20 protein-coding genes are annotated in these 23917 nt (G+C 38.3%); all 20 read right to left on the bottom strand.

Going from position 1 to position 23917, the window contains the following annotated elements; genetic code table 11:
- Positions 1-3: 3 nt before the first annotated feature.
- The 20 genes from BUA83_RS00940 to BUA83_RS00845 all read right to left on the bottom strand — a co-directional run bounded on the left by BUA83_RS00940 (position 4) and on the right by BUA83_RS00845 (position 23916).
- Positions 4-1380, bottom strand: coding sequence for a hypothetical protein (locus BUA83_RS00940; protein ID WP_072934313.1), 1377 nt, complete (start codon positions 1378-1380; stop codon positions 4-6).
- 13 nt (positions 1381-1393) lie between these two features.
- A complete protein-coding gene (locus BUA83_RS00935; RefSeq protein ID WP_072934312.1) occupies positions 1394-2515 on the bottom strand; it encodes a DegT/DnrJ/EryC1/StrS family aminotransferase in 1122 nt (373 codons plus the stop codon).
- Between the two features lie 4 nt (positions 2516-2519).
- A complete protein-coding gene (locus tag BUA83_RS00930) occupies positions 2520-2951 on the bottom strand; it encodes a cupin domain-containing protein (protein ID WP_094756388.1) in 432 nt (143 codons plus the stop codon).
- A gap of 1 nt (position 2952) precedes the next feature.
- Complete coding sequence (locus BUA83_RS00925) at positions 2953-4140, bottom strand: glycosyltransferase family 2 protein (RefSeq protein WP_072934310.1); 1188 nt, start codon at positions 4138-4140, stop codon at positions 2953-2955.
- Positions 4141-4494: 354 nt separating this feature from the next.
- Positions 4495-5736 carry a radical SAM family protein gene (locus BUA83_RS00920; RefSeq protein WP_072934309.1) on the bottom strand — a complete coding sequence of 414 codons (1242 nt, stop codon included), beginning with the start codon at positions 5734-5736 and terminating at the stop codon, positions 4495-4497.
- An 83-nt stretch (positions 5737-5819) separates the two neighbouring features.
- Positions 5820-6944, bottom strand: coding sequence for a radical SAM protein (locus BUA83_RS00915; RefSeq protein WP_072934308.1), 1125 nt, complete (start codon positions 6942-6944; stop codon positions 5820-5822).
- A gap of 38 nt (positions 6945-6982) precedes the next feature.
- Positions 6983-7972, bottom strand: a complete 990-nt coding sequence (locus BUA83_RS00910) for an FkbM family methyltransferase (RefSeq protein WP_072934307.1) — start codon at positions 7970-7972, stop codon at positions 6983-6985.
- Between the two features lie 29 nt (positions 7973-8001).
- Entirely contained in the window at positions 8002-9090 is a 1089-nt protein-coding gene (locus BUA83_RS00905; protein WP_072934306.1) for a hypothetical protein, read from the bottom strand.
- 173 nt (positions 9091-9263) lie between these two features.
- The gene (locus BUA83_RS00900) at positions 9264-10511 is read right to left on the bottom strand and encodes a nucleotide sugar dehydrogenase (protein WP_094756386.1); all 1248 of its coding nucleotides are present in this window, start codon (positions 10509-10511) and stop codon (positions 9264-9266) included.
- Positions 10512-10558: 47 nt separating this feature from the next.
- Positions 10559-11836, bottom strand: coding sequence for a CDP-glycerol glycerophosphotransferase family protein (locus tag BUA83_RS00895; RefSeq protein ID WP_072934305.1), 1278 nt, complete (start codon positions 11834-11836; stop codon positions 10559-10561).
- A gap of 198 nt (positions 11837-12034) precedes the next feature.
- A complete protein-coding gene (locus tag BUA83_RS00890; protein ID WP_072934304.1) occupies positions 12035-13831 on the bottom strand; it encodes a glycosyltransferase family 2 protein in 1797 nt (598 codons plus the stop codon).
- A gap of 53 nt (positions 13832-13884) precedes the next feature.
- Complete coding sequence (locus BUA83_RS00885) at positions 13885-14937, bottom strand: glycosyltransferase family 2 protein (protein WP_234988205.1); 1053 nt, start codon at positions 14935-14937, stop codon at positions 13885-13887.
- 32 nt (positions 14938-14969) lie between these two features.
- Positions 14970-15650 (bottom strand): glycosyltransferase family protein, encoded by a 681-nt coding sequence (locus tag BUA83_RS00880; RefSeq protein WP_072934302.1) that lies wholly within the window; start codon positions 15648-15650, stop codon positions 14970-14972.
- Positions 15651-15670: 20 nt separating this feature from the next.
- Positions 15671-16045: an HAD family hydrolase gene (locus BUA83_RS00875; RefSeq protein ID WP_072934301.1), complete on the bottom strand. Its 375-nt coding sequence runs from the start codon at positions 16043-16045 to the stop codon at positions 15671-15673.
- A complete protein-coding gene (locus BUA83_RS00870) occupies positions 16035-18152 on the bottom strand; it encodes an SIS domain-containing protein (RefSeq protein ID WP_072934300.1) in 2118 nt (705 codons plus the stop codon). The genes BUA83_RS00875 and BUA83_RS00870 overlap by 11 nt, the downstream gene beginning before the upstream one ends.
- Before the next feature lie 29 nt (positions 18153-18181).
- Entirely contained in the window at positions 18182-19561 is a 1380-nt protein-coding gene (locus BUA83_RS00865) for a hypothetical protein (RefSeq protein WP_072934299.1), read from the bottom strand.
- A 78-nt stretch (positions 19562-19639) separates the two neighbouring features.
- Positions 19640-20548 (bottom strand): DUF1919 domain-containing protein, encoded by a 909-nt coding sequence (locus BUA83_RS00860; protein WP_072934298.1) that lies wholly within the window; start codon positions 20546-20548, stop codon positions 19640-19642.
- A 60-nt stretch (positions 20549-20608) separates the two neighbouring features.
- Positions 20609-21718 (bottom strand): DegT/DnrJ/EryC1/StrS family aminotransferase, encoded by a 1110-nt coding sequence (locus BUA83_RS00855; RefSeq protein ID WP_072934297.1) that lies wholly within the window; start codon positions 21716-21718, stop codon positions 20609-20611.
- An 84-nt stretch (positions 21719-21802) separates the two neighbouring features.
- Positions 21803-22807 (bottom strand): NAD-dependent epimerase/dehydratase family protein, encoded by a 1005-nt coding sequence (locus tag BUA83_RS00850; protein WP_072934296.1) that lies wholly within the window; start codon positions 22805-22807, stop codon positions 21803-21805.
- Between the two features lie 149 nt (positions 22808-22956).
- A complete protein-coding gene (locus BUA83_RS00845; protein WP_072934295.1) occupies positions 22957-23916 on the bottom strand; it encodes a DegT/DnrJ/EryC1/StrS aminotransferase family protein in 960 nt (319 codons plus the stop codon).
- Between the last annotated feature and the right edge of the window lies 1 nt (position 23917).

The following is a 23917-nucleotide window of genomic DNA, read 5'->3' as shown; positions in this document are numbered from 1 at the left end:
AACTTATTTACTATTCTTCTCGCCGATAAATACAATCCTATTTTTTTCAAGCACATGACTCTCTAAAATATTAAACTGCTTCGCCATACATTTTTTAAATGTATCTACATTATACCAATCCGGAACCAGGGGCATATCATCTCCGCCTCCCCAAAGACCCAATGGCATAAACTCAACTACAATATATCTAGTGGTCAATCCCGCTAATCGTTCAAACATTATATCCATGTTTATATGTTGGCTAAGAATTAAATGATGCGTCATTGCCAAAGCCACAACCACATCATTTTTTAAGCGATTAACCAAATGATTAACATTGTATTCATCATATGCTTCATTCATAAAATCATAGTAGATTGGGTAAAGGCTCCCCCTAGCATCCTCATTATCTCTGACGATTTTATATAACGTATTCACTGCCGACTCATCAAAATCGGAACAAAAAGCGCTAATCACCTGACCTGATTCAAGCAAAATTTGCGAAAAAACGCCTTGGTTACCTCCTAACTCCAAAGATGCGCTAATTTTATATTTTCTTAGTAAATCGGCTATTTTAAATAATCTTGCATTTTCGGAATTAATCACTATTTGTTTATGTTTATCTCTAAAACCACTCTGATAGTCTCTCCATTGGGTACTTCCACTACTTAATTCAAGCGCACTTAATCTTGCTGCGAACCACTCTATTATTTTTTTGTAGTATCTTTTGTTGCCTGATACTGCAATTTTTTCTAGTATTCGCCTACATTTTTCCGCTCTCTGAAAACAATATCCTTTTCTCAGTATGCCATACTTATATATAAAATTATATGACATACCAAAATCCATACGTCTGGCTAATCTCTCACGGCCTAAATCCGGAGATAAAGCAAACAGTTCCACTATCTGAAATTGATGCGTCACAAATTCCAAAAATGTATGATAAGGAATTTTATTTGCTTTCTTAAAGCTGGTTATATCACACCAAACCGGTTCATTATCCTTATATAGGATATTCCAATAATGTGCATCCTTTAATACATAACCGTACTCTAGCAATATCTCCATCAATCGCAAAGTCATCAGGCTGGCTTTTTTTAACATATCAAAAGTCCATTCAGAAGGATATAACACAGGCGTTATAGTTTCATGCGCTAATATTAAAGGAAAATTTTCACTGTAATAATCAGAAATCCTTGTTTCAGGTATAATCTTTTCTTTAGTCAGCCTCCCCATTAACCCACTAGAAAAATAATCTTCCACAACTGAAACACTGTGATCATATATGCCACGAAAAAAGTTATTATTATATTTAAACACTCTGCCATATTCATCAAAGCAAGAATTTAAATTATACTCAATTTGATTTTCTTCTATTTTTTCTTTAGCTAAATCTGGCATCATGTTCACCCCATCACAACTGATTCAAAATTAATTTAATCTTTTCCACCACATATTCCTGATCATCATCGTTCAGATTCACACCACTAGGAATATAAAAACCGCGTCTAGCCAAGTTCTCTGCCACTGGATAACGTTCTTCTTCAAATAAATTCATTTCCTTAAACACCGGTTGTTCATGCATTCCCCAGAAAAAACCTCTGCAACCAATACCTTCCTCACCTAACCGTTTTATGAATTCATCTGCATCAATTGGCAAATCATCATCCAGCACAACACCATATACCCAATAGATATTGTCAGCGTAATCTGTCTTCTCCACTGGTATTTGTAAACCACCTATATCTTTAAGTAACTTATTATACAGAGCACCTATATGCCTTTTCTTAGCCACAGTCCTATCAAGTTTTTCCAGTTGAGCAAGACCAATAGCTGCTTGTAAATTGGTCATGCGAAAGTTATAGCCTAACTCTTCATGTATATACCTCTTTTTCGAGCTGAAAAACAAATTGCGAATTGACGCACATCTTTCCGCCAATACTTCATAATTTGTGAGAACCATGCCACCTTCACCACAGGTAATATGCTTATTTGGATAAAAACTAAACGTACTAATATCGCCAAAGCTACCACATGGACGACCTTTATAGGTTTGTCCATGCATTTCAGCTGCATCTTCTATGATATATAAATTGTATTTCTTGGCTAATTCAAGCACAGGATCCATATCTACCGGCAATCCATAGATATGGACTACCATTATTGCTTTTGTCTTTGAAGTTATATTTGACTCAATATCCTCAACCTTCATATTCCATGTATATGGATCTGAATCCACCAATACAGGCTTTGCCCCCACCCGCACCAATGGCGCTGCACAAGATATAATGGTGAAGGTAGGCATAATTACCTCATCACCTTCACCAATCTTCAATGCCAAGACGGCAGTATCCAGTGCCACCGATCCATTGGACACTGCCACAGCATATTTTCTATTAGTTAGCTCAGCCATGCCTTGCTCGAATTTTTTCACAAATGGACCTTCAAAGGAAATCCAGTTTGTATCAATACACTCATTTAGATACTTCCGCTCATTGCCATCCAAAACAGGCTCGTTCACAAATATTTTTCTCATAAATCTACTCCCGCATAACTATTTCCGCTTCACTAACAGAGGGAAATCTTGTCTTATCCCCTTCACCGGTATAAGGTCCCTGTTTAATCTCTATCATCTCTGTATCTTCCAATACCTTAAAACCATGTCCGCCGCTTACCAAAAGAATCACATCTCCAGTTTCTATGACATGGCTTTCAATATAATTTCCATTGTCATCGTAAAAATCAACTCTTAATTTTCCTTTGCGCACAACCAGCGTTTCACGAGTATACACCACACTTCTGTGCACCGGATTATGGACGTGCGCTGCTATTTCATGTCCTTTAGGATGTTGCATATATGCCATCTGCTGAGATAATTCATTTGATGTCAAAAATGAAATTCCTGGCTTGTGATATGTATGCGGAATAATTATTGCTAACAATGCATCTTTATTTCTTATTTCTCTAATCATATTAGTCATCCCCCAACACGCCAAAGCCTATTCGCAAATAATCAATTAAATCTTTTCCCATTTTATATATAGGAACATCTCCTAGTTGAATTTTTATATTGTCTTCAATTTCTTCATGATATGTTTCTGTCGTAGAAATAACAATTTTGCAATTTTTCTTTTTTATATCATTTATCGGTACCACCGGATATCCCAAATAGGTTGTTTGTAAATTATTTTTTGATACAATAAATGCCTTAAACCTATATCCCCGTTTATTCATATAATCTGCAACTAGCGCCCCAATATCCCCAGCACCGTAGCAAAACACATCTTCCCCAACCATAAAGTCGGCTATCTCATGTTCAAATTCATACACCAATTTTTCCTTAGACCCATAACACGAAATAGCACTATCTATTGCCTTCTGAGCATCATGAGACATCCCCGCATCATAAAAGCATCTTGCACAATCCAAATAATGTAAAACAAGCACCTTGAGCCCACAAAACTTTATAATATCTTCCTTGAACTTTTCACACAACAGCCACCCACCATGTGCCAATTTCCTGGATGATTTACAGATTCTATTATCGCTACCGACATAATCCTCACAATACAAAGCCAATACTTTGGGTATATATTTTACCTTGTAGTATTTAGCTATGCGCAAACAAAAATCATCATCCTGACACGCCGAGAATGCGACATCCCAGTTACCCACCTTATTCACACACTCTCTGCTAACTAACATGAATGATGGCGAAGCAATATATTTTTGTTCCAGCGCTTCTTTATACACCCAGCCCGACAAATATCGTTTTTCTACAGGGAAAATATCTCCATTTTTCTTTTTTATAGCTTTCGCACAATATACACAACCAACTTCCTTATCCGAAAAACCTTGCAACAATTCTTCCAAGAAACTAGGTAGCCAAACATCATCTGAATCCAAAAAAGCAATATATTTACCCGTTGTCATTGACATCCCATTGTTCCTAGCGACCTGAGCTCCCTGATTTTCCTGAAAAATATACCTTATTTTATCTGACTTGAATTGTTCTACAACTTCTTTAGTAAAGTCAATAGAACCATCATCAACAACTATAATCTCAAAATCTTGAAAAGTTTGATTTAATACACTCTGAATAGTATCCCCAATAACCTGACTCCTATCATATGTAGGTATAATAACTGATACTAATGGCACAACATCACCTCACATATCTGCCATATTACCTTGTTTAACAAATAACGAGTATATATTTTATCTCTCACCGCATCCAATTCATCTTGATTTCTATCCGACTATTCCTTAAAATATTCTAAATCATTAATTACAGAGACGCCGCATTATCTTTCAGTAATACTCAGGTTAAATTTGCAGCAGAGTATTTTCCAACTAACAAAAGTTCTTTATTTTGCAACATTTGATGACACAATGAAAAGACCTCTTCCAATAAAAACCAGGTGAAAATCTAAAGCGAATCAGCAATTATTTCCTAAAATGAGTAGTATAATAAAAATTTTGATCAAAATAAAAGACCACATTTACAGAGTTTTCTTAACAGTCCCGTGTTTCACACTGAACACCCGCCTGTATGCATCTCCATGAATCAGTAATCGTACAATAATCACATACAACACTTGTATCTTTTAAGAAAAAATCTCTCATCCTCTCCCTTAAGTTATCATTATTCTCTATATCTATACATTCTGCAGTAGATTCTTGTATATATCCTAAGTGAAAGAGGCTAGCCCCTCTCGCACAAGGATATATTTTCCCTCCTAACAATGTTTTACAAGTATACGACGCGCCACATTTGGTATACTCGTACTTAAGTTTATGAGATGACTTACCATGACTGATTGGTGGGCCAGGATCTATCCAATCTACATCATCTATAACCAAATGTGATATATCAAATTCCTTAATTGTTTCTATGAATTTTTCTGTTCTTTTAATACCCGGATACTTAGAAACCTTAATAAAACACTTCGGTGAACGTAATAGTTCAAGTAATTCGTTTTGGGGAACAATAGTCCCATTAGTTGTTATTTCTACCCTAAGTATTTTTTTCTCTTGAATTAATGCTACTAAAACTTTATTCAAGTCTTTATATAGAAAAGGCTCTCCACCTAACAATTCCAATGTTACACAACCATCTGCTGCATTTAAAAAATTATTTATCCAAAATAATACTTTCTCGCAAGGAAAATCTGTATATCTTTGCACCAGTGGCATTAAATTATTACATCCATTACATCTCAATGAACACCTAGTAGTTAAAACAACAACCAGACGTGGCACAACAAAGTTTTCTTTATCAGTAATCTTTTCATACCAAAATGTGGCCTGACTACTATCTGGTTGCCATTTGATAACTTCTTCAAATTCTCTATATGCCGGTTCAATTAATCTATTTATATATGGATTACTTGACATCAAAACCTTAGATTGCGACGGGAACCAAACAATTTTATCAGCCGGTATCCCCATCGAAATGATTTCATTTCGAATATCAATTGCGCACATTGAGCTGGAAACACTAATAACAATATAATCGAAATCATCTTTGTCAATTTCTGAAGGAGAATTGACCAAACATTTTTCTCCATATATAGACCTAAATCGTTTCCAGTTTTTATCTACCCATAAAATTTGTTCGGCCCATTTTGTTGTTTGTAACTGGGCATAATATTGTTTTCCGACTATACCAGCTCCCCACAAAACAATTTTCTTCCCTCGAGGTATATCTTCAAACGGGAATATCCATTGTTCCGGTAAAAAATATTCTTTATACATAATGCCCATCTTCTTTCCATCAGCAATCTACATTGTTAACAAAGCAATATCATATAAAAGACGAATATCCCTTTTGTTAACAATCATACAGTCCATTCCTCTATTTTATACTCTGTCTGACTCCACGGTATCGCTCCAAATCTATCTATTTGGTCTCTATTACAGTACCTACAAAATGGCATTGGTCTTTCCATTTTTTCTAATAACTCTTCTGCTGAATTGACAGCATATATATCTACATAATCATCAGGCCCTATCTCAAAATCCGTATTGAAATACTCAGAAAACGGTTTTATCTCTGCTGGGATAATACACGAAAAAACCTTTCCGTGCTTCAAATCAATACAATTATTAGCACGATAACACCCTAGAAAATTATTAATATAATCACGTTTCCCAGCCAAATCCAAAGGTTGATGTCCCAAAGTTCTAACAGGTTCTTCAGTAAAAAAACTCAGCTTAACCCCTCTAGTGTTAGCATATTCTACAGCCTTATCGTAATCAAAGTTCACTGGATATTTTGTTACCCATAACTCTGAATTGGTAATTTTAATAGATTCCCAAAACGCATCACTCATCTTAAAAAGTAATAAACCATTTGTAAGAATCCTTATCTTTCCTTTTTTTAAAAACTTCCTTGTTATATAAAAGAATTGTTCAACCTCTGGATGAAGTAATGGTTCTCCTCCCAATAATAGAATTTCCTCTATATTTCCTTCAAACAATATACTTAATTGTTTTATGTCTCTTTCATATTCTTTTAAATCTAAATATTCTTCTTTTGCAAGAGACGAAAAATGATAACAACCTTTACATTTCAGATTACAATGTTCAACTATATGTGTTTGCAGCTTGAATCTTTTATTAACCAAGCGCTCCATGACAACATACAATCTGTCAGAAATTGTATGATAATTGATTATTTCATGTTCCTTCAAAATCTTTTCTATATCATCGTGGTCCTTTTCTGTTGCAGCCACTATAACAACATCTGTTTTATTTATCTGAGTAGAAATATCAGTAAATCTACTGACTTTAGTTTTCAACCGTTCACTATATTCTCCTATAGAATCCATAATTATGTATATAGCCACACCATAGCGTTTTAATCTCTTAATAAGTAAATCAGCAACTGCTCCCGCACCATAAATATATACTTTTTTCCCTTTGACAACACCTAACAACTGTTCCTCGGTTAATAGTTTCATTTAATTTCATCTCCAAAGTGCACACCTTGTATTTTCTATCATCTATTTTTTACTGCATACAAGAAACCTAACTGTTCATAATCTCCTGCATAATTATCAAAGTATATAAAATTATTATCCTTTAGTATTTCTTTTAACATATTCTCTTTCCCATCATGCGTTTCTGCCAAAATCATATCAATTTTTGCTAACAATCCACTTTCATCCAAACGACGCATGATAGAATACTCAGCACCCTCACAATCCAGTTTCAGAACCGTAATTTTATCAGTGTTTAATATATCTTTTAAAACTTCATACGAATCCTTTAATTGAATGTTTACACTTATTTCATTAAAACCATGTTTCCTTTTCTCATTATCAGTACGCATATTTGTCGTATACTCAGGATTATATAAGCACGTCAGGGTAGAATCTATATCAGACAGTCCATAATTTAACGCTTGTATTTTACGACTTATCGTAGGATTTAATTTAAAATTATTCAATGCATCTTCATAGGTCATAGGAAATGGTTCATAGCCATACACCTCATCCACAATATTCATATTTGCAAAAAACAAACTAGCCAGACCAATATTCATGCCTATATCTATTACAGTACATTTTTTATTTATGTAAAAATCCCATGAATTATAAACAAATATACTATTCATAACGCCTAAATCACTTTTATTTTTTACAAGGAATTTAACCCCATCAAAATCGCACTTTAACCCCCCCCCGTAGAGTGGCACAATTTTTACATCTTTCCACATATGCCCGCCCCGATAAGGAATATTAATCTTCTCATTCGGAATATTCAGCTTCGCTAAATCATTCAAACAAACTGTGTAATCATCTATGGTAACTAACAACTTATCAAATTCAAGCTTACTCAACTGTTCTAATCCAATAACATTTATTCCCTTATATATCCCGTGTTTATCTTCATTTCTGTCTACTATCGCAACCACATCATGTCCTAAAGTATATTCTGCAAAAAATTTTTCCAAATTCCTTCCGCATCCATATAAAATCGTTTTCATAAATTTCCTCCAAAGCTAAGATATACTATTCATACACTCTCTATAAAATGATTAATATTATATAAACAACTTTCGTAAGGTATTTTTTTTGCTTCCATATACAACCTATACAAAGTATTCGAAATATCTGTTGAAAAGTTAATCCTGATTCGCTCCTTACTCTCTTCATTAAACAACAGAATATAATCTTCATCCACTTGACGAACAAATGACCATATTTTACCTGAATCATAATACGCCTCACAAAATGTCCCATCCATACCCAATGAATATTTAAAGCTACTAATCATCCCCGATTCCAAGTCAATCTCAACTAGAGAATCAGCATAAAACGGGAAGCACCGCAATAAATTATTAACCAATAAAATCTTTGAGAATGCCCATCCTCTCTTATTCTGTCCCGGCAACCAATCGACATTCTGATATAATTGCAAATAATTAACCGACTTATCTTTTATGCTATACTCCACCAATTCTAATTTATATGCTGATGAAAGATATATCTTGTCATTATGCAGTGCAACTGAATTCCAGTTTTCTCCATCATGACCGATAGTTATTAGTTCAACTTCCCAGTCATCTATATTTATTTTCAACAACTGATTTTTCTCTTTTAGAGCAATATATATATTATTTCCTACAATAACGCCTGCTGTAAAAGAATCTTTCTCTAACTCTCTTCCATATTTACTATAATATGATTGTGATATATCAATATATGAGTATTTCCCATTTTTTATATCATATGAAATTAATGTCGTTGTTTGCAAACCTTGGGCTATGATGCGATTTTTATATTTATACACATAATTGTATAATGGCCCATTTCCAAATTTATTAATCTTATCCGAAATATCAATCATTTCAAATGTATGACTTTCCAAATCATATTCAACAATCATAAAACCCAAATGAGGAAATAATATAATCTTTTTATCGTTTTTCACTAATGATACATAATCCGTTTCCCCGAGCATGCTTACTTCGAGCGGTAACAAGCACTCAATATATACCTTTTTGCTAGGTATATGTAATTTAAAAATAATCGACCAACCACTAAGCACAAAGAAAAAGAATTCTCCGATCACAACGGGGCAAGAAAACCAATGATGCGCCATCTAACTCCTCCATTTGATAGTTAACCCTACATTTACATAATATCCACAGCACTGCTACGCAACATAATAATCGCATTACTTCGTTCACTGCTGAACCCCAAATACTTTATCTTAACAAACCCTCTCTTTATAATCATAATTTCTAATCAAATCATAGATTCCACAAAATCATCTCAATCTCTTTCAAATATATCCCTGGTATAAACCTTTTCTCTCACATCGCTCAAACATTCATCAAATCTGTTGGCTATGATGCATTGACACATATTTTTAAATTCATTTATATCACCTATAACTTTGCTACCAAAGAATGTTGTATTTGCATTTAATGAAGGCTCATAAATAACAATTGTCGCCCCTTTCGCCTTGATGCGCTTCATAACCCCTTGAATGGCTGACTGGCGAAAATTATCGGAGTTACTCTTCATAGTGAGCCTATAAACACCAATGATGCATTTCTTCTCTGTGCCACGGTTATATTCGCCATGACTATAATAATCATAGTAACCGACTTTTTTCAACACTTGATCAGCTATAAAATCCTTTCTGGTTCTGTTGCTTTCCACTATGGCGCCTATCATATTTTGAGGAACATCCGAATAATTAGCTAATAGCTGCTTAGTATCTTTGGGCAAACAATATCCCCCATATCCAAATGAAGGATTATTATAGTGCATACCAATACGAGGATCCAGGCCAATACCTCTTATAATGGAAGCCGTGTCCAACCCCTTCATTTCAGCATATGTATCCAATTCATTAAAATACGACACTCTGAGTGCCAAGTACGTATTAGCAAAAAGCTTTACAGCTTCTGCCTCAGCAAATCCCATAAGCAAAACATCCACATTTTCCTTTAATGCCCCATCCTGCAAAAGTCTTGCAAAAGTATTGGCTGCTTCTTTGCATTGCAGATTACAGCCAATAATAATACGTGATGGATATAGGTTATCATATAATGCCTTCGACTCTCGCAGAAATTCCGGTGAAAAAATAATCCTATCAGTATTAAATTTTTGCCTAATACTATCCGTATATCCGACAGGTACAGTACTCTTTATAACTATGACAGCCGTTTTACTATCTTTTAGCACCTGCTCAATAACACGCTCTACCGATAGGCAATCAAAATGCTGCGTTACGGAATCATAATTTGTAGGCGTAGCAATTATCACATAATCTGTATCCTTATATGCACTATCTCTGGCTATTTTTGCAGTCAATCGAAGGTTTTTCTCCTTGAGGTACCGCTCTATGTACTCATCCTTAATAGGGGACTCTTTTCTATTTACCTTATCAACTTTATCTTTATCAACATCAACCGCAATGACATCATGATGTTGTGATATCAATACTGCCAAAGACAGTCCAACATACCCCATACCTGCAACTGCAATTTTCAAATTTTTATAATTCATCATCGTACCAACGCCTTATTAAAATAATTAATACATAGATCCAATCTCCATCAGCGGATACCCACCAATTCCATATTCTGAATCATTATAGGCTTCTTCGTTTTTTTATACAGCTCTACTACACTGCTTATATCTCCATAATATGCATCCGAGCAGATAATTGCCCTATCCAAGTCTGCTGTATCGTCGTATATTCCCCAGCCTTCTTTAATGTACTGATTTTTAAGTGCCTCATATTCTTCAAGCACTTCCGGTCTCATTGAACGCAGTGTAGATTCCATAAGCGGATGCGGACGCCACCACAGAGCTGCATCATTTCTTCCCTTGAAAACATCAAACACAAAGCGTAGTTTGTCACAAATTTTTTCAGTATGTCTCAAAGCTGTTCCTACACTTGTGTTGTACAGAACTATCTTTTTATCCTTAACTATTTCCTGCCATTCCTTCGGTAGCGTATAATCTTCACGTTTGGAGGTCATTACCTTATCAAACTTCGGGGAACCAAGCGCAAGGAACTTTCCTTTCGGCGGATTGCCTCCGGGATAATATTTCTCGTACTGCTCTTTGATATTTTCATCCTGAACGATGACATGGTCAGCATTTATAACACCGGGCTTCGTTGCAAAATCAGGATCCAGCTGCCCTCCCACCACAACAAAATAAGGGACATATATGAGCTTATCGGTATACTTTTTAAGCTCCGATGAATAATATCGCAAATCTACGGATGTGACATAGTTCGTATTATCGTAAGGATTATGGATATAAATAACATCTGGATGCATTTCTTCGAGATTAACCGTCTCATTGTCTATGACCGGAACATAGTCCGGCATTTCGTTTATATCGCAATGCCATGAGTGCAAGGCCAGCTGTCCTTGTGCATCTTGGACTAATTCTGCATATGGAATCGGTATAACATATGTGTTGCAATGCTCCTTGTCCTCATAGGCGGCTTTCCAAATGCTTTCAAGGCTATCCCACATGGATGCCTTATACGGCAAAAACACAATTTCCTTTTTGACAGGCTCATTCTTAAGCTGCTCAAGCAGCCAACCCATCAGCTGCAGGCTGAGAGTTACTATTTCTTCTGCCTCAGGATCTGCTTTAAGCTGCAGCATTGCCGTTTTTACGGTATCCATCGTGTCTTTGTACTGTTCGAACCTCTCAGCAGGAAGTTCTGTTCCGCATACATCTTCAGATACAGACAAAGCCGCAATGCACTCGTCAAGCATTGCGGCTCTTTCCTTCGTATTTTGGCACACAAGGCCCCCACGCACAGTTTCAATGAGTTCAATTATCTGACTGCGTGTCTTCCTTGATAGCATTTTATTCGCTCCAATCCTTTATAGGCTGTAGATGTCTATTATTTTATCGACAAAAGAAAAACAAAATTAAAGGTACAAAATTCTTACACACGATTATAATTTCGACATAAAGCTGTAAATCCCTGCACAAATACAAAAAAACATCAAAGAGCACATATATCATTCTCCCTGATGTTAAGCAAAATACTTGTTATTGTTTCAAATTTTCCACAATATCTCCTGATACTGCTCCCATAAAGCAGCCGGCACTCCATCGTGAGATTCCACAATAGAAGAATTCTCCTTTAACCATTTGCGTGAACGCACCCAGTCTTCCTTATCAAGCAGCGCCTTATCCTCATCAAGCAGACAGTACCACTCAATCTGATGCCAGATCCAATCGATGATGTTTATTTTTTTTCGCGATGATGTGCTGTACATTTTCTGTATCACAGCAGCTTGGGTAAGAGCTCCATCTCCTTTTGCCGGTGTGCAAAGCATACGCCATATCGTAAGCTGTAATGACCGCCCGTCAAGGAATCCGCTTTCAAGCCAGTTTCTCGATTCCATAATTTCACGACGGAACAGTGCTCCGGCAAGACCTGCAGCGGGATATTTCCCTTGTTTAAGGCAGTATTTCCAAATCTCAATACGATCTGCCATCAAAAATTCACGGTCAGCGGGAAGATTTCCCCACGGCAGCCAATTTTCAAATTTTTCGTCTCCGTTCGTAAATATGAAGTCAAACGGATAATCCGCAAATTCAATGCTTGCAACCATCCTTGTAAGCTTATCCGGAGCCAGCGTATCCCCCGGAAGAAGCCACTGCACATAGTCTCCCGATGCCTTATCTGAAAGACATGTAAAAATATTTCCGTTTTCTGCCGAAATAAGCGTGACTTTCATTTTTTCAGGGCGCACCACGCTTGAATCCCCATATGGTGGCAGCGCATTAAACTCATTTATAATGCTCCGTGACCTATCGTCAGGTTCGCAAAAGGACAAAACGAATGCTTCTTTATACGGGTATAGCTGTTCATAAATCGTCTGCAAAGATGCGCGCAATGCAGCATCATCTCCATTATATGGCACAACCGACGTAACTATACGATGTCTGGCTAGTACCCGTGCTTCAGCATGCGCTGCTGCAATCTGTATTCCAACTTCAAAAAGGCGCTGTTCAGGATCAGGACGTACATTTTTACTGTAACGCAACGTCTGAGGTGTAACTACGCCATTAAAATCAACGATTTCATATGGACCTTCAAAGGTACAGCCCTCTCCATTCCCTGCTGCAATTTTTTGATACCTGGACATCAAAAGCGCCGTCGGAGTATGAAGTGAATAATTCGCAACCGAGTTCAAACGCAGTGTGCGGATTTTGCAAAGATACTGCTCATTGCTGCGCCATAAAAAATGGGCTAAATAAATATGTTCCAAGTTGCTCCAGGCAACCTTCTCTTCCCCAGCTTCAGAAATCCAGAAACAGTAATGATTGCCCTGTGCAAGCTGAAATGGATATTTTCTGTATAATGCGCCTCCTATGATGACCTTCTGCCCTTGTGCATACCCGGTTCCACAGCGCAGCGTGCGCGACAGCATAAAACAATCTTCATCTTTATAGGGTTCTGCCGGTTCACAGACACGCATCCGCAGCCTGTACAATTTATTCGAATCAAGCTTACGAACGATATCCCGGAGTGGTTCTTCTGTCACCGTATTCACAAGAAATTCATCAGCATCAAGAGGCAAAACTATATCTGCTTCTTTATCAACTGCCGCTTCACGTAAAAGCGTGTTCATAGTCTCAAACTGGACAAAACCCGCTGTATAGATCCGCCGTACGGTTATGGGAAGCCCTTCTTCCTGCAGCTTTCGCAGAATTTCCATGGTCTTATCCGTACTGCTGTGCTCAGCAATCAGCATTTCATCCGCAAAACTCAATGTATGGCGGACAAAGCTCTCGATTACGTCCGCTTCGTTTTTGACCATAGATATTGCAATGACTTTAACCATAACTTCCGTTTCCTTTTCACTATATTGCGCTGTTTTAGTCTGATCTTAGCCCTCTACACAGCTTCAACAATCTCGCCTATTTCAAATACTTCCCTTTCAACGTTTCCCGAGACTGCCAATGCCCTTGCGGTTTCTTCATCGCCCAGCTTTCGCGCAACGAGCGCCGCGTTAATTATCGCTTTTTTATTTTCAGGCTGCATCGACAATACTTTACTGTATTCATCAAGGGCACGTGCCCATTTCTTCTGACGAAAAGCATGGTTGCCCCGTTGCATTGCCGCGAGTACTGCATCGAAAGTCGGCACTGGGCGGCTTCTAAGGCTAGGCACAAGCTCATCAGGCTCCATAAATTTATAATTTCCAAGGTTTGTCCATTTGTTTCTAAAAATCTGCGCATGCCTGTCGATAAGAGCATTATACTTTTCAGCATTTTTTTCAACATCAGCATGTGATTTCCCTGAGAGAAATGACACATTTCCAAAATGATGAATGTACGTATCCTTGCACAAAAGTATCTCATAACCTGCCTGCCAGATACGCAGGGAATAATCATCATCTTCAAAGTTTCCCGGAGTAAAGCTTTCATCAAGCGGGCCAATCTTTTCATAAACCTCCCGCTTGAACAGGAAACAGAAGCCTATAAGCAAAAGCTTGCGTATCCATTTCGATGAGTCGCTTTTATTAAATTCCCGGGTAAATTTCTCCAACCCATCTATATCCTGATAAGGGCCCTCCATCTGCTGCCCGTTAATACAGAAATTCGTCATACATCCCACCGCGCCGACAGAAGGACTGCTGTAAAGTGCCTTGCACAGATTCGAAAGCCAGTGTGGTGTTGCGATTGTATCACTGTTCAGAAGAAGCAGCTCACTTCCCTCGGCAATAGCCAGTCCCTGATTGCATCCTGCGGAGAATCCGGCATTCCAGTCATTTTTGATGAGCCGTATATCCGCCTGCCCTTCAAGCCATTCTGCAGAGCCGTCATGTGAATTATTATCCACTACAATGATTTCATAAAGTCCCTTCGTGGTATGACGGCGGATGCTTTCTATACAAAGCTTTGTAAACGAAAGTGTATTAAAGCTCAATATGATGATACTCGTCATCTGTTTCACAATTTTTCCTCCTCTGCCGTTTTTCATACCTCAGGCTGAAGCTCGTTCCCATATTCATCTAAAAACGCTTTCTGATATCCTTTGTACTCCGGTGCCAGTGGTTTTTCCTTAGGACAATGTATGCACCAAAAGCCATCTGTCTGGTTCGGCACTACTACCCGATATCCCCGCCGTGCAAACTCCTTGCACTGAGAGGTATCATAAAGATGCCAGCCTGTAAAAATATCTTCTCTCCACGGTATATCGTACTGTGTAGCAATCAAAAGGCCGTCCACCGCCTCAACAGGTGTGTATTCCCCCCGCGGCTCCTGCAGCTCGCTGTCCACGATGCTCTCTGCCTCACAGGCATGGAGCACACGGCCAAATGTACGCATGCCATCCCACCATATTCCGCTGGCAGGGAGATTCTTGCAGCCTATGACTCCTATTGCGCCAATTAATTCATCCTGAAATATACTCTTTATCCCGGATACGAAATCCTTTTTCACCAGCAGCGTATCCTGATGAAGATATACCTTATATTTCGCATCAGACTGCTGCATAGCCCGGTTATATCCTGCCGCCATGGACGCCGCACCACGGATTCCGATATATTCCGCCTGCATGCCATCCGGAATATCCAGATGCTTCAGATACAGCAGACACTCGCTGTACCATTCTTCATCATTCACACAGGTGATAAAACAAATTTTATTCTCGTCCATCTCGTTGACAACTTTCCTCTTCACAACTCAGCATCAATCACACAGTTAATCTTCAATTTCTCATCACGTCTTTTATTCAAAGCATATCCCATACATCTTCCTGAGGGCTTGTCATCATTCACCAGAATACGCTCTCCGGTAGGCAGTCCGAAAATAATGTGGTCATACCTGATTCCTGCCATTCGAAGGAATTTCTCTGTCTCCTCCCGCATATCCTCAGAACGTGCCGTAAGGAGAACCACTGTGTCCTCTTCACGCAGAGAATTGAAAAACTCTTCGACACCTTCAAGTACTTCATCTCCGCCGTTTTTGTACCCATTATGCTTCAAAAGAGTTCCGTCAATATCCAAAAGCCATGTATGTCCAAGCTCTGTCAGCCGCAATTCATTTCCCATAGCGCATCTTCGCTCCTATAGCTCCGCCCGGATGATTCGGTCTAAAATCCTCCTCCAAGGAAAGATTCAGCTTCCGCGCCAATTCATTTGCCACAGTCTGCAGCACGATAAGATTCAGCGTTGTGGAATTATTCGGCATGATGTTCCACAAGTCCCCTTCGTCCTCCAAATGAATCAGCAGCTTCTTTTCAATCATACCGCTCAATATGCTTTCCGGGTTGAAGCTTAAAAGCCAAAGCTTTACCCCTTCGCGCTTTTTCAGCAACTCTGCAAGATAAATGGATTCCTCCGTTGCGCCGCTCTTGGTAAGTATAATGACCAAATCCCCCGGACGAACCATACCCATATCACCATGAATCGCCGAATTCGTATTAAGGAAGCCTGCATTGAGCCCAAGGGAAAGCATAGTTCCCACAAACTTTTCACATATAGGAACATTTTTGCCCAGGCCAGTCGCTATAATCTTATGACGTCCGTCACGCAGCGTTTCCGCGCAGTCCTCAATTAGCCCTTCCATCTGGATACGGCTGATAGAGTGCAGCGCCGAATCAATTGTACGGATATTTTTTTCAAAATACGGTTCATAGGCGCTCTCCATCTCAAAGGCCTCTTCGAGATAATAAAGTCCCTGATAAAACGCGCCGCATATGGAGTCATAATCTTCCCACGCATAGGTCGTGAGCGACAGCCATGTGAGTGCCAAAAGAAGCTTCATCTGACTGCGCGTAACTTCGCCGGCCAAAAGATGGAAGAATTCATTCTCCATGTTTTCCCAGTTATTGGATGCTGTTTCAAGCTTGATGTCAGTTTCATTTATTTCGAGCGTGAATCTTTTAAGATTAAACTGGTCGTAATTGCTAATAAGCGAATAATAAAGCTTAACCCAATCGTACGCCGGGTCACCCAAGATCTCTGTATGTCCGAAATAACCCCGTGGATCAATCAGTACAGGCTCAGTATCATGGCGAAGCATTGTATTGCTGAATGTGCAGTCTCCGTGAATCACACGAAATTCCTTAGGGCAGTATTGCATAGTAAGACGCTCTACCTCTTCCCGGTGATAAAAAATGTTGCGGCATCTGCGCCCATTGATGGTTACATATTCATCATTGGCAAACGGAACAAGCTCCCGTACCTTTTTGAGCCTGTCAAAGGTCTTTCCGATATATGCGTTATAAAAGCTGTCTCTGTCAGCAGGCATTGTCCCCAGACGGTGTACTTCCTTCAGGCATCCGATAATCTGCTGCAGTATATCCTTCTTCTGTTCATCAGGAATAAAGGAATATTCGTAAATATTTTTGCCGTCAATCCATTCCATACAAAGCGGATCATAGCTGAATATATGGGGTATATTCTTAAATGGTGTTCCCTGTATTGTTCTGTACCAGTTTATTTCACGGACGGCAAGATCTTTTCCCTGCTTATCTATTCCGTATTTGTAGACCTTATCACCTTTGACATCTAAACGGTTGAACGGGCGGCAGCGAAGACGCGGAAGCTTGCTCCATTCACTGTAAAGGCCGTATTCCTTTGTCCCCGATAAAGGACTTTCTTCAAATGTGTGATGCTGAAACTGGAGCCAGCGGACAAATTCTCCTTCCTCCGGCAGCTTTGCTCCCTGCAGCAGCGAGTCCTTGTCACGGAATACAAACAGGCCTGCAACGCCCTGTTTATCGCTGCGTTCCTCCGCAAACTCCCCGTTTTCATATTTCCAACGACAGGAAAAATCCTTTGATATGCCAATGATATCTGCATCAGACTCAGGAATTTCATATTCCTCCGAAAGAACAAGATCGCACCAAATCAGCATGAAGCGTTCCTTCTCAGGTACATGCTCCAATGCCTTCGAAAGTCCGGCACAGGTTCCCTTATGTCCCTTTGAAACAACTACAGTATAGTCCACATCCGCAAATGCTTTAAGATATTTCTCAAGCACCTCATGCTGATAATCCCCAATGATAATGAATTTTTTATCCGGGAACTTTCGAAATAAATGGAAAATCATAGGAAGATTATTTACCGGAACAAGTGCCTTGGGTTTGTTCCTCGTTAAAATTTCAAGACGGCTGCCGCGGCCACCCGCCTGGACAATAATGTAATTGAGCATAATAATCCCCCCGCCGATAACTGAGCAAATTATACGTTTTTATTCTTTATGTTCTGTACCAAAGTCTGCACAAGCTCTTCTATTTTTTCAGGCTCCATATCCAGTATATAATCTAAACTATCTACACTTTCACTGAACACCTGATCTTCATATTCACGATGTAAATCTATAACGCCATGAACAAAATCCATACCATGAAGTTTAATGTCCCTCAATGTATACTCCCATCTTTCTTCATCACTTGTCCAAACAGGATCATACGAACCGGGCCACACAAACTGAACTAACATTTTTTTACGGGCAAGCGCGCATATTACCTCTGTCAGCCCCGTGGAAACACTTATTACGTTCTCGCACTTCTCAGCAAATTTCACCGTGTCATAAATTGAACAGAAAATTCCTGGACAGCCATATACCTCATCCTTATTATTAAACACCACATCATAATTATTTTCTCTAAGTACATCTACAAGCTGTTTCCAGAACGCGTCATTTCTTTCTCCATCCCCAAAGTTAATTCCATTATGAACAATAAACACTGTGCGTTTTTTCCTCAAGTGCATATTTTCAAATAATATATCCGCATTATTTTCTGCGCTCTGCGGTATTGTAATTTCATATTTTTCAAGTTGCGCATCCTGAGGCAATTTTAAAAATTTTTTTACAGCATCAACCATACATGAACTCCTGCTTCTTGACCAAGGGAGTTGATTACTGAAATACAATCCATTGAAATTTTTGATATGAAATTCATCGCCGTAATAAACTGAGATATAATCCCAAAATAACGAGCTTACCGTGATTACGCAAGAAACAAACGGGCATAGCTCCAGAAGTTCTTTTCGCGATTCCTGTGTACAAATAACTGCAATTGGTTGATGATTCTGTTGCGTATAGACTTTCATCCAATACAAAAAACACAATGTTTCGCCCATTCCCTGATGAAACAGTATATACTCATATTCGCCCAAAGGAATTGTTTGAAATATTTTTTCATTTAGGACTTTTTTAATCTGCGCCTTTACCTGTACAACTGCTACGGAAGGATAAAATTCGGAAAAAACATCATCTTTACACGCTGAAATTATTCCCACTCTGTTTTTGTATGCCACATCAATAAAAGCATCATTCTTAGAACTAATTCCTGAGATAAGATAATCCACTTTTTGCACCAGTTCGACTCCCCATTTGTCTAACAGTGCATACCTGATTTGACAAGCCTCAAAAGCCTTTACGCTCCAATAACAATAATATTGAAAAACCTCGCCTATATTCTCAACAACAATAATTAACAAAGCATCTGTTCCAAAGAATTTCTCAATGAACTGATGACAGACTTTATTGTACGTGTCCAAATCATTTTCAAAATCAGGTATAAACACAAATCTCTGCTTATTTATTTCTATCATATAAATTCTTCTCTTTTCATGATTACTTTACCATTTCGCAAAAAGCTACAAATCTAAGCATACAGCTCAGAAAATAACTCAATAAAGCCTCCTGACACGATTTTCAATAGAAGTCTTTTTCCCATAGAGAAGCATATCCCACAAATCGTATACGAGTATCGACCCGTTCGCAATCCTATCTGCCACATCCCATGTCGGCAAATCAATTCCAAGTTTGTTTCTGTCAAAAGAAAAAGCCGACGGCAAATCTGATTCGAAAGGCACAAAACATACCTTTTTGCCAAAAGGTAACCGGTCAAATCGCTTAAGCACCTCTTCATCCTCAGTGTACATAACTATTAAAAGATTGTACCAATTAACCCGCTGTATGCGTTCATACCACTTGCTTTTTGCTTCTTTGAAATCAGCATAATGATTCATATTTAATTCAATTCCGTTTAAGTCATATACAGGATACATGATATCTAAATTTTCCTCATGCACCGTACGAACTAACTTCAAAGGACCTGTCAAAGAACGTCTGGGATCTTGCTCAAGCATAGACAAAAAATCTTCTTCACTTAGGAACATATTGATAAAAGGAGACAAAAACTCCATTCCAAACAAATTGCACACTACCCCGCCAAAGCAATTCAGCGAAATAATTGAAAGCCTTGATGCCCTCAACGTATAATATTTTTCAAAAGTAAAGCCCGGAATGCATATAGTCACATCCCGGATAATGACATCTGCACTAAAGCCTTTCTGCTGAAGTTTTTTCGACACTTCGATATACTGCATTTTAGTTTCACTGACAATAATATAATCAGCCATCTGTGCATTTAGCCTATCCAGCGGTATAAATGGAATTGCTCCCCCATTCATGTATATGTTCTTACGCTCATTCTCACCTGTGACACCGACAATACTGCATCCGTGAACCAGACTGCCAAATATTTCTATGGCTTCAGACAGAAAAACAGTTTCATAGCCCTGTGCCCATATCAATATCCTCCTCAATCAGCTCACCTCTATTCTGTCTTTAATTTTAACGCTGCGAACAGATCCTTATTTACGAAATTTTATTATGATATCACAAATCCGTTCTGCGTCCGAAGGGTTCAAGTCCGCATAAAGCGGCAGAGTCAACACACGATTTGCAATATGCCGTGCCACAGGTGTATCATCCACATCATATTTTCCATGGAAACACTCAAAAGTATTTGTAAGTGGATAGAAATATTTGCGTGCCATTATATTCTCCCGCGCCAATGCATCAAACACTTCATTTCGAGTGGCACCAAATTCATTTTCTTCAAATACGACCGGGAAATACGCATAATTACTGACAAGCCCGTCCTGCATTGGGCTTAATTTAATTCCCTCAATACCGTCCAGATGCTCCCTATACCGTTCAGCCACAGCCTTGCGTTTTTCAATCTCCTCATCCACATGCCGCAGATTGCATATCCCCATTGCTGCAGCGAATTCATTCATCTTGGCATTTGCCCCGACAGCCTCTATGCTTTCCGGACCTCGAATTCCAAAATTTTTCAGATTGTAAATTGCCTCACCAAGTTCTTTATCATGATAGCAGACTGCACCACCCTCGATACTATGAAACACCTTCGTTGCATGAAAACTCAAACATGAAGCATCGCCATAGTCTGCGACACTTCGGCCTTTGTAGGTTTCGCCAAAGGTATGTGCCGCATCGTATATAACCTTTAGGCTATACTTCTCAGCAATTTTTTCTATGGCTTCCACATGACAGACATGCCCATAGACATGAACAGGCATAATGGCACATGTCCTGTCCGTAATAAGGCTCTCGATTTTTGTATCATCGATAGTATAATCATTCGCATCTATGTCGCAAAATACCGGTTCAAGACCATTACGGACAATAGCATGTGTCGTCGATGCAAATGTAAATGGTGTAGTAATTACTTCACCATGAAGGTTCATCGCCTGCAAAGTCATCTCAAGAGCCATGTGCCCATTAACAAGAAGTTCGATATTTGAAACCTTCATATACTCCCTGAGCTTATCCTGAAATGCCTTATGCTTTTCTCCCATATTGGTAAGCCAATGCGTTTCCCAAATACTTTTTATCTCGTTTATATATTCGTCCATAGGTGGAAGTGATGAACGAGTAACGAAAATCTTTTCCCCCATAAAATTCTCCTCAATTCAAACGATTAAACCATAAGAAGCTTTATATTATCAGCAAATACAAAGCCTTTGTAATCAAGACATTTATCAGGATTTATCAGTCAATCTAAGTTCCTTAAACCGATTAATTTTCATTTCTTTTTTATAGTCCTCTAATAACTTTTCAATCGTGTAGACCGGATTATATCCCAATTCCCGCTTAGCTTTATCAACATTCATAATGAAGCCACCCGTGTTTTCTTTTTCAGGTCTATAAACAATCTTTGATTTTTTCCCTTCCGGCGAAAAAATCCTGATAATAGCCTCGAACTTCTGCTGTAATGTTACCGGCATACCGGTTCCCACATTATACAAGCCTCCATCAATGTTGGCCTCTATTGCCTTGCAAAACATTTGACTGCAATCATAAACATGCACCATATCCGTAGCATAGTTAGGGTCTCCCCACAATTCCAGATCATCGCCTTTTTGCGCTGCATCTATAAATCTATAAATCGGTCGCAAGGTCTTTTTCCCATTGGGATAATAAAAATGGAACGGACTATATGCGTATATTGTTGGAAATCTGAACACAAAGGTCTTTAACCCATATTCAGCCTTGTAATGTTTCAACAACTCTATTGCTGTATTTTTCGAAATAACGTACATCGCATGATCGCCTGTATAACTGAAATTTGCCGGCATATCATCGTCAAGTACTTCCCCATTTTTTTCAAATAATGATATATCAAACACTGTTGTAGAAAACAATATCCTATCCGCATGGACTTTTCGACAATATTCCAGAATATTATATGTGCCCATTATATTGGCCTTTAAATATTGTTCTGAATCATATTCTTTCATGTATGAAGGAATTACCGCAGCCAAATGAACGACAGCGAAAACATCTTCCTTCGGTAGTTTTTCAAAATCATTAGCATTTGTTATATCCACGCTAACATACGAAATCCCAAATTGCTCGAATACCTTTGTTTCTCTTCGCCCGGATGCAATTACTTCATATTCGTCCCCATTAAAATATTCTTTCATATACTTTACCATATATGAACCCACATTTCCTGATGCGCCAAATACAATAATTTTTTTCATATTGCTTCCTCCTCGTATCTGTTAATTTTACTTATAAAGCATCTTTCTTTTTTAGTTTTCATTCACATAATGTGGTTAACTACACAATTCTTTCAATAATGATGTGATGCGTTATATAAACAGGGTAAATGCATAAAAATTTTCATACATCAATTCCCACTCATATATTGGTTTACTTTCCTTCTTAGACACTCCATGTCTTCCAAGCTATATCTTTGATCTACCGGCAACGGCAATATATTCTCTGCAAAATCATATTCCAGAAAATCTTTCGGCACATCATCTTTTACATTTGGCCATAAACAAGGAATATAGACCTTATCCTTTATTAATTTATTACGGATTTTACCCCCATTTTTCACGAAAAGAGGATATGCGAACGGGCCTTCAGGAATACGTATCTGTAATTTGTTGATCTCTCCAAACGCTTCATTCAAAAAAACGAAATTTTCTCTTCGCTTTTCCTGTATACAGGCGTAATCAATACCGTGCAATAGATTTAAAGTCAATTTCGACATTAATTTAATACTTGAATGATTAAACGCTTCATCATTTTCCACATATTCTTCATAAAATTCGGATGCAGCTCCCTCAAATCGCCCAAGTAAATGATTCATACGATTCCAGGATATATCTGCAGCTAACCTCTCATTCAATAATGCATCAGTATATAAAATACCTCCATCAGGCACTCCGAAAAACTTCCGACAGGTATATAATGTATCTACGTCTTTAACCGGCTGAGCAAAATACGCCTGCGCATTATCGACAATAATTCTTCTATATTGCCTTGAAAAATTGATTATTTGGCTTTGTGTCAACTGCCCATAATAATTAACAATATATAACCATTCATCGCTCGCCAGTTCTATAGATTCCGGCATGAAATTTAAATTTATTTGATAATAGCGAAGTTTCACTCCGGCCTGCAGAGAAATATTTCTGACAGCATCGCAGCAAAACCAAGGAATTACCAATTTTTTTATGCCTTTTGCCCTTATTAAATACCAAAGGCAAAAACGACCACTATTTAGTAATGTTCCATCCTCATACAACATTGGTAACTTATAAGAGTCTAATTCTATATACCCGCCAATTTCTTTTTCCATC

This window comes from Schwartzia succinivorans DSM 10502, assembly GCF_900129225.1.
GTDB lineage: Bacteria > Bacillota > Negativicutes > Selenomonadales > Selenomonadaceae > Schwartzia > Schwartzia succinivorans.
Note: the sequence above shows the minus strand (reverse complement) of the source record. Positions and strands in the feature narration are given on the sequence as shown.

Excerpts from the sequence above, each read along its gene's own strand:
- BUA83_RS00905 (WP_072934306.1), bottom strand. The coding sequence starts at position 9,090 with ATGGCGCATCATTGGTTTTCTTGCCCCGTTGTGATCGGAGAATTCTTT.
- BUA83_RS00865 (WP_072934299.1), bottom strand. The coding sequence starts at position 19,561 with ATGATAGAAATAAATAAGCAGAGATTTGTGTTTATACCTGATTTTGAA.
- BUA83_RS00885 (WP_234988205.1), bottom strand. The coding sequence starts at position 14,937 with ATGACGAGTATCATCATATTGAGCTTTAATACACTTTCGTTTACAAAG.
- BUA83_RS00850 (WP_072934296.1), bottom strand. The coding sequence starts at position 22,807 with ATGAAAAAAATTATTGTATTTGGCGCATCAGGAAATGTGGGTTCATAT.
- BUA83_RS00915 (WP_072934308.1), bottom strand. The coding sequence starts at position 6,944 with ATGAAACTATTAACCGAGGAACAGTTGTTAGGTGTTGTCAAAGGGAAA.
- BUA83_RS00895 (WP_072934305.1), bottom strand. The coding sequence starts at position 11,836 with ATGCTATCAAGGAAGACACGCAGTCAGATAATTGAACTCATTGAAACT.
- BUA83_RS00935 (WP_072934312.1), bottom strand. The coding sequence starts at position 2,515 with ATGAGAAAAATATTTGTGAACGAGCCTGTTTTGGATGGCAATGAGCGG.
- BUA83_RS00940 (WP_072934313.1), bottom strand. The coding sequence starts at position 1,380 with ATGCCAGATTTAGCTAAAGAAAAAATAGAAGAAAATCAAATTGAGTAT.
- BUA83_RS00875 (WP_072934301.1), bottom strand. The coding sequence starts at position 16,045 with ATGGGAAATGAATTGCGGCTGACAGAGCTTGGACATACATGGCTTTTG.
- BUA83_RS00855 (WP_072934297.1), bottom strand. The coding sequence starts at position 21,718 with ATGGGGGAAAAGATTTTCGTTACTCGTTCATCACTTCCACCTATGGAC.
- BUA83_RS00845 (WP_072934295.1), bottom strand. The coding sequence starts at position 23,916 with ATGGAAAAAGAAATTGGCGGGTATATAGAATTAGACTCTTATAAGTTA.
- BUA83_RS00920 (WP_072934309.1), bottom strand. The coding sequence starts at position 5,736 with ATGTATAAAGAATATTTTTTACCGGAACAATGGATATTCCCGTTTGAA.
- BUA83_RS00910 (WP_072934307.1), bottom strand. The coding sequence starts at position 7,972 with ATGAAAACGATTTTATATGGATGCGGAAGGAATTTGGAAAAATTTTTT.
- BUA83_RS00880 (WP_072934302.1), bottom strand. The coding sequence starts at position 15,650 with ATGGACGAGAATAAAATTTGTTTTATCACCTGTGTGAATGATGAAGAA.
- BUA83_RS00900 (WP_094756386.1), bottom strand. The coding sequence starts at position 10,511 with ATGATGAATTATAAAAATTTGAAAATTGCAGTTGCAGGTATGGGGTAT.
- BUA83_RS00890 (WP_072934304.1), bottom strand. The coding sequence starts at position 13,831 with ATGGTTAAAGTCATTGCAATATCTATGGTCAAAAACGAAGCGGACGTA.
- BUA83_RS00870 (WP_072934300.1), bottom strand. The coding sequence starts at position 18,152 with ATGCTCAATTACATTATTGTCCAGGCGGGTGGCCGCGGCAGCCGTCTT.
- BUA83_RS00930 (WP_094756388.1), bottom strand. The coding sequence starts at position 2,951 with ATGATTAGAGAAATAAGAAATAAAGATGCATTGTTAGCAATAATTATT.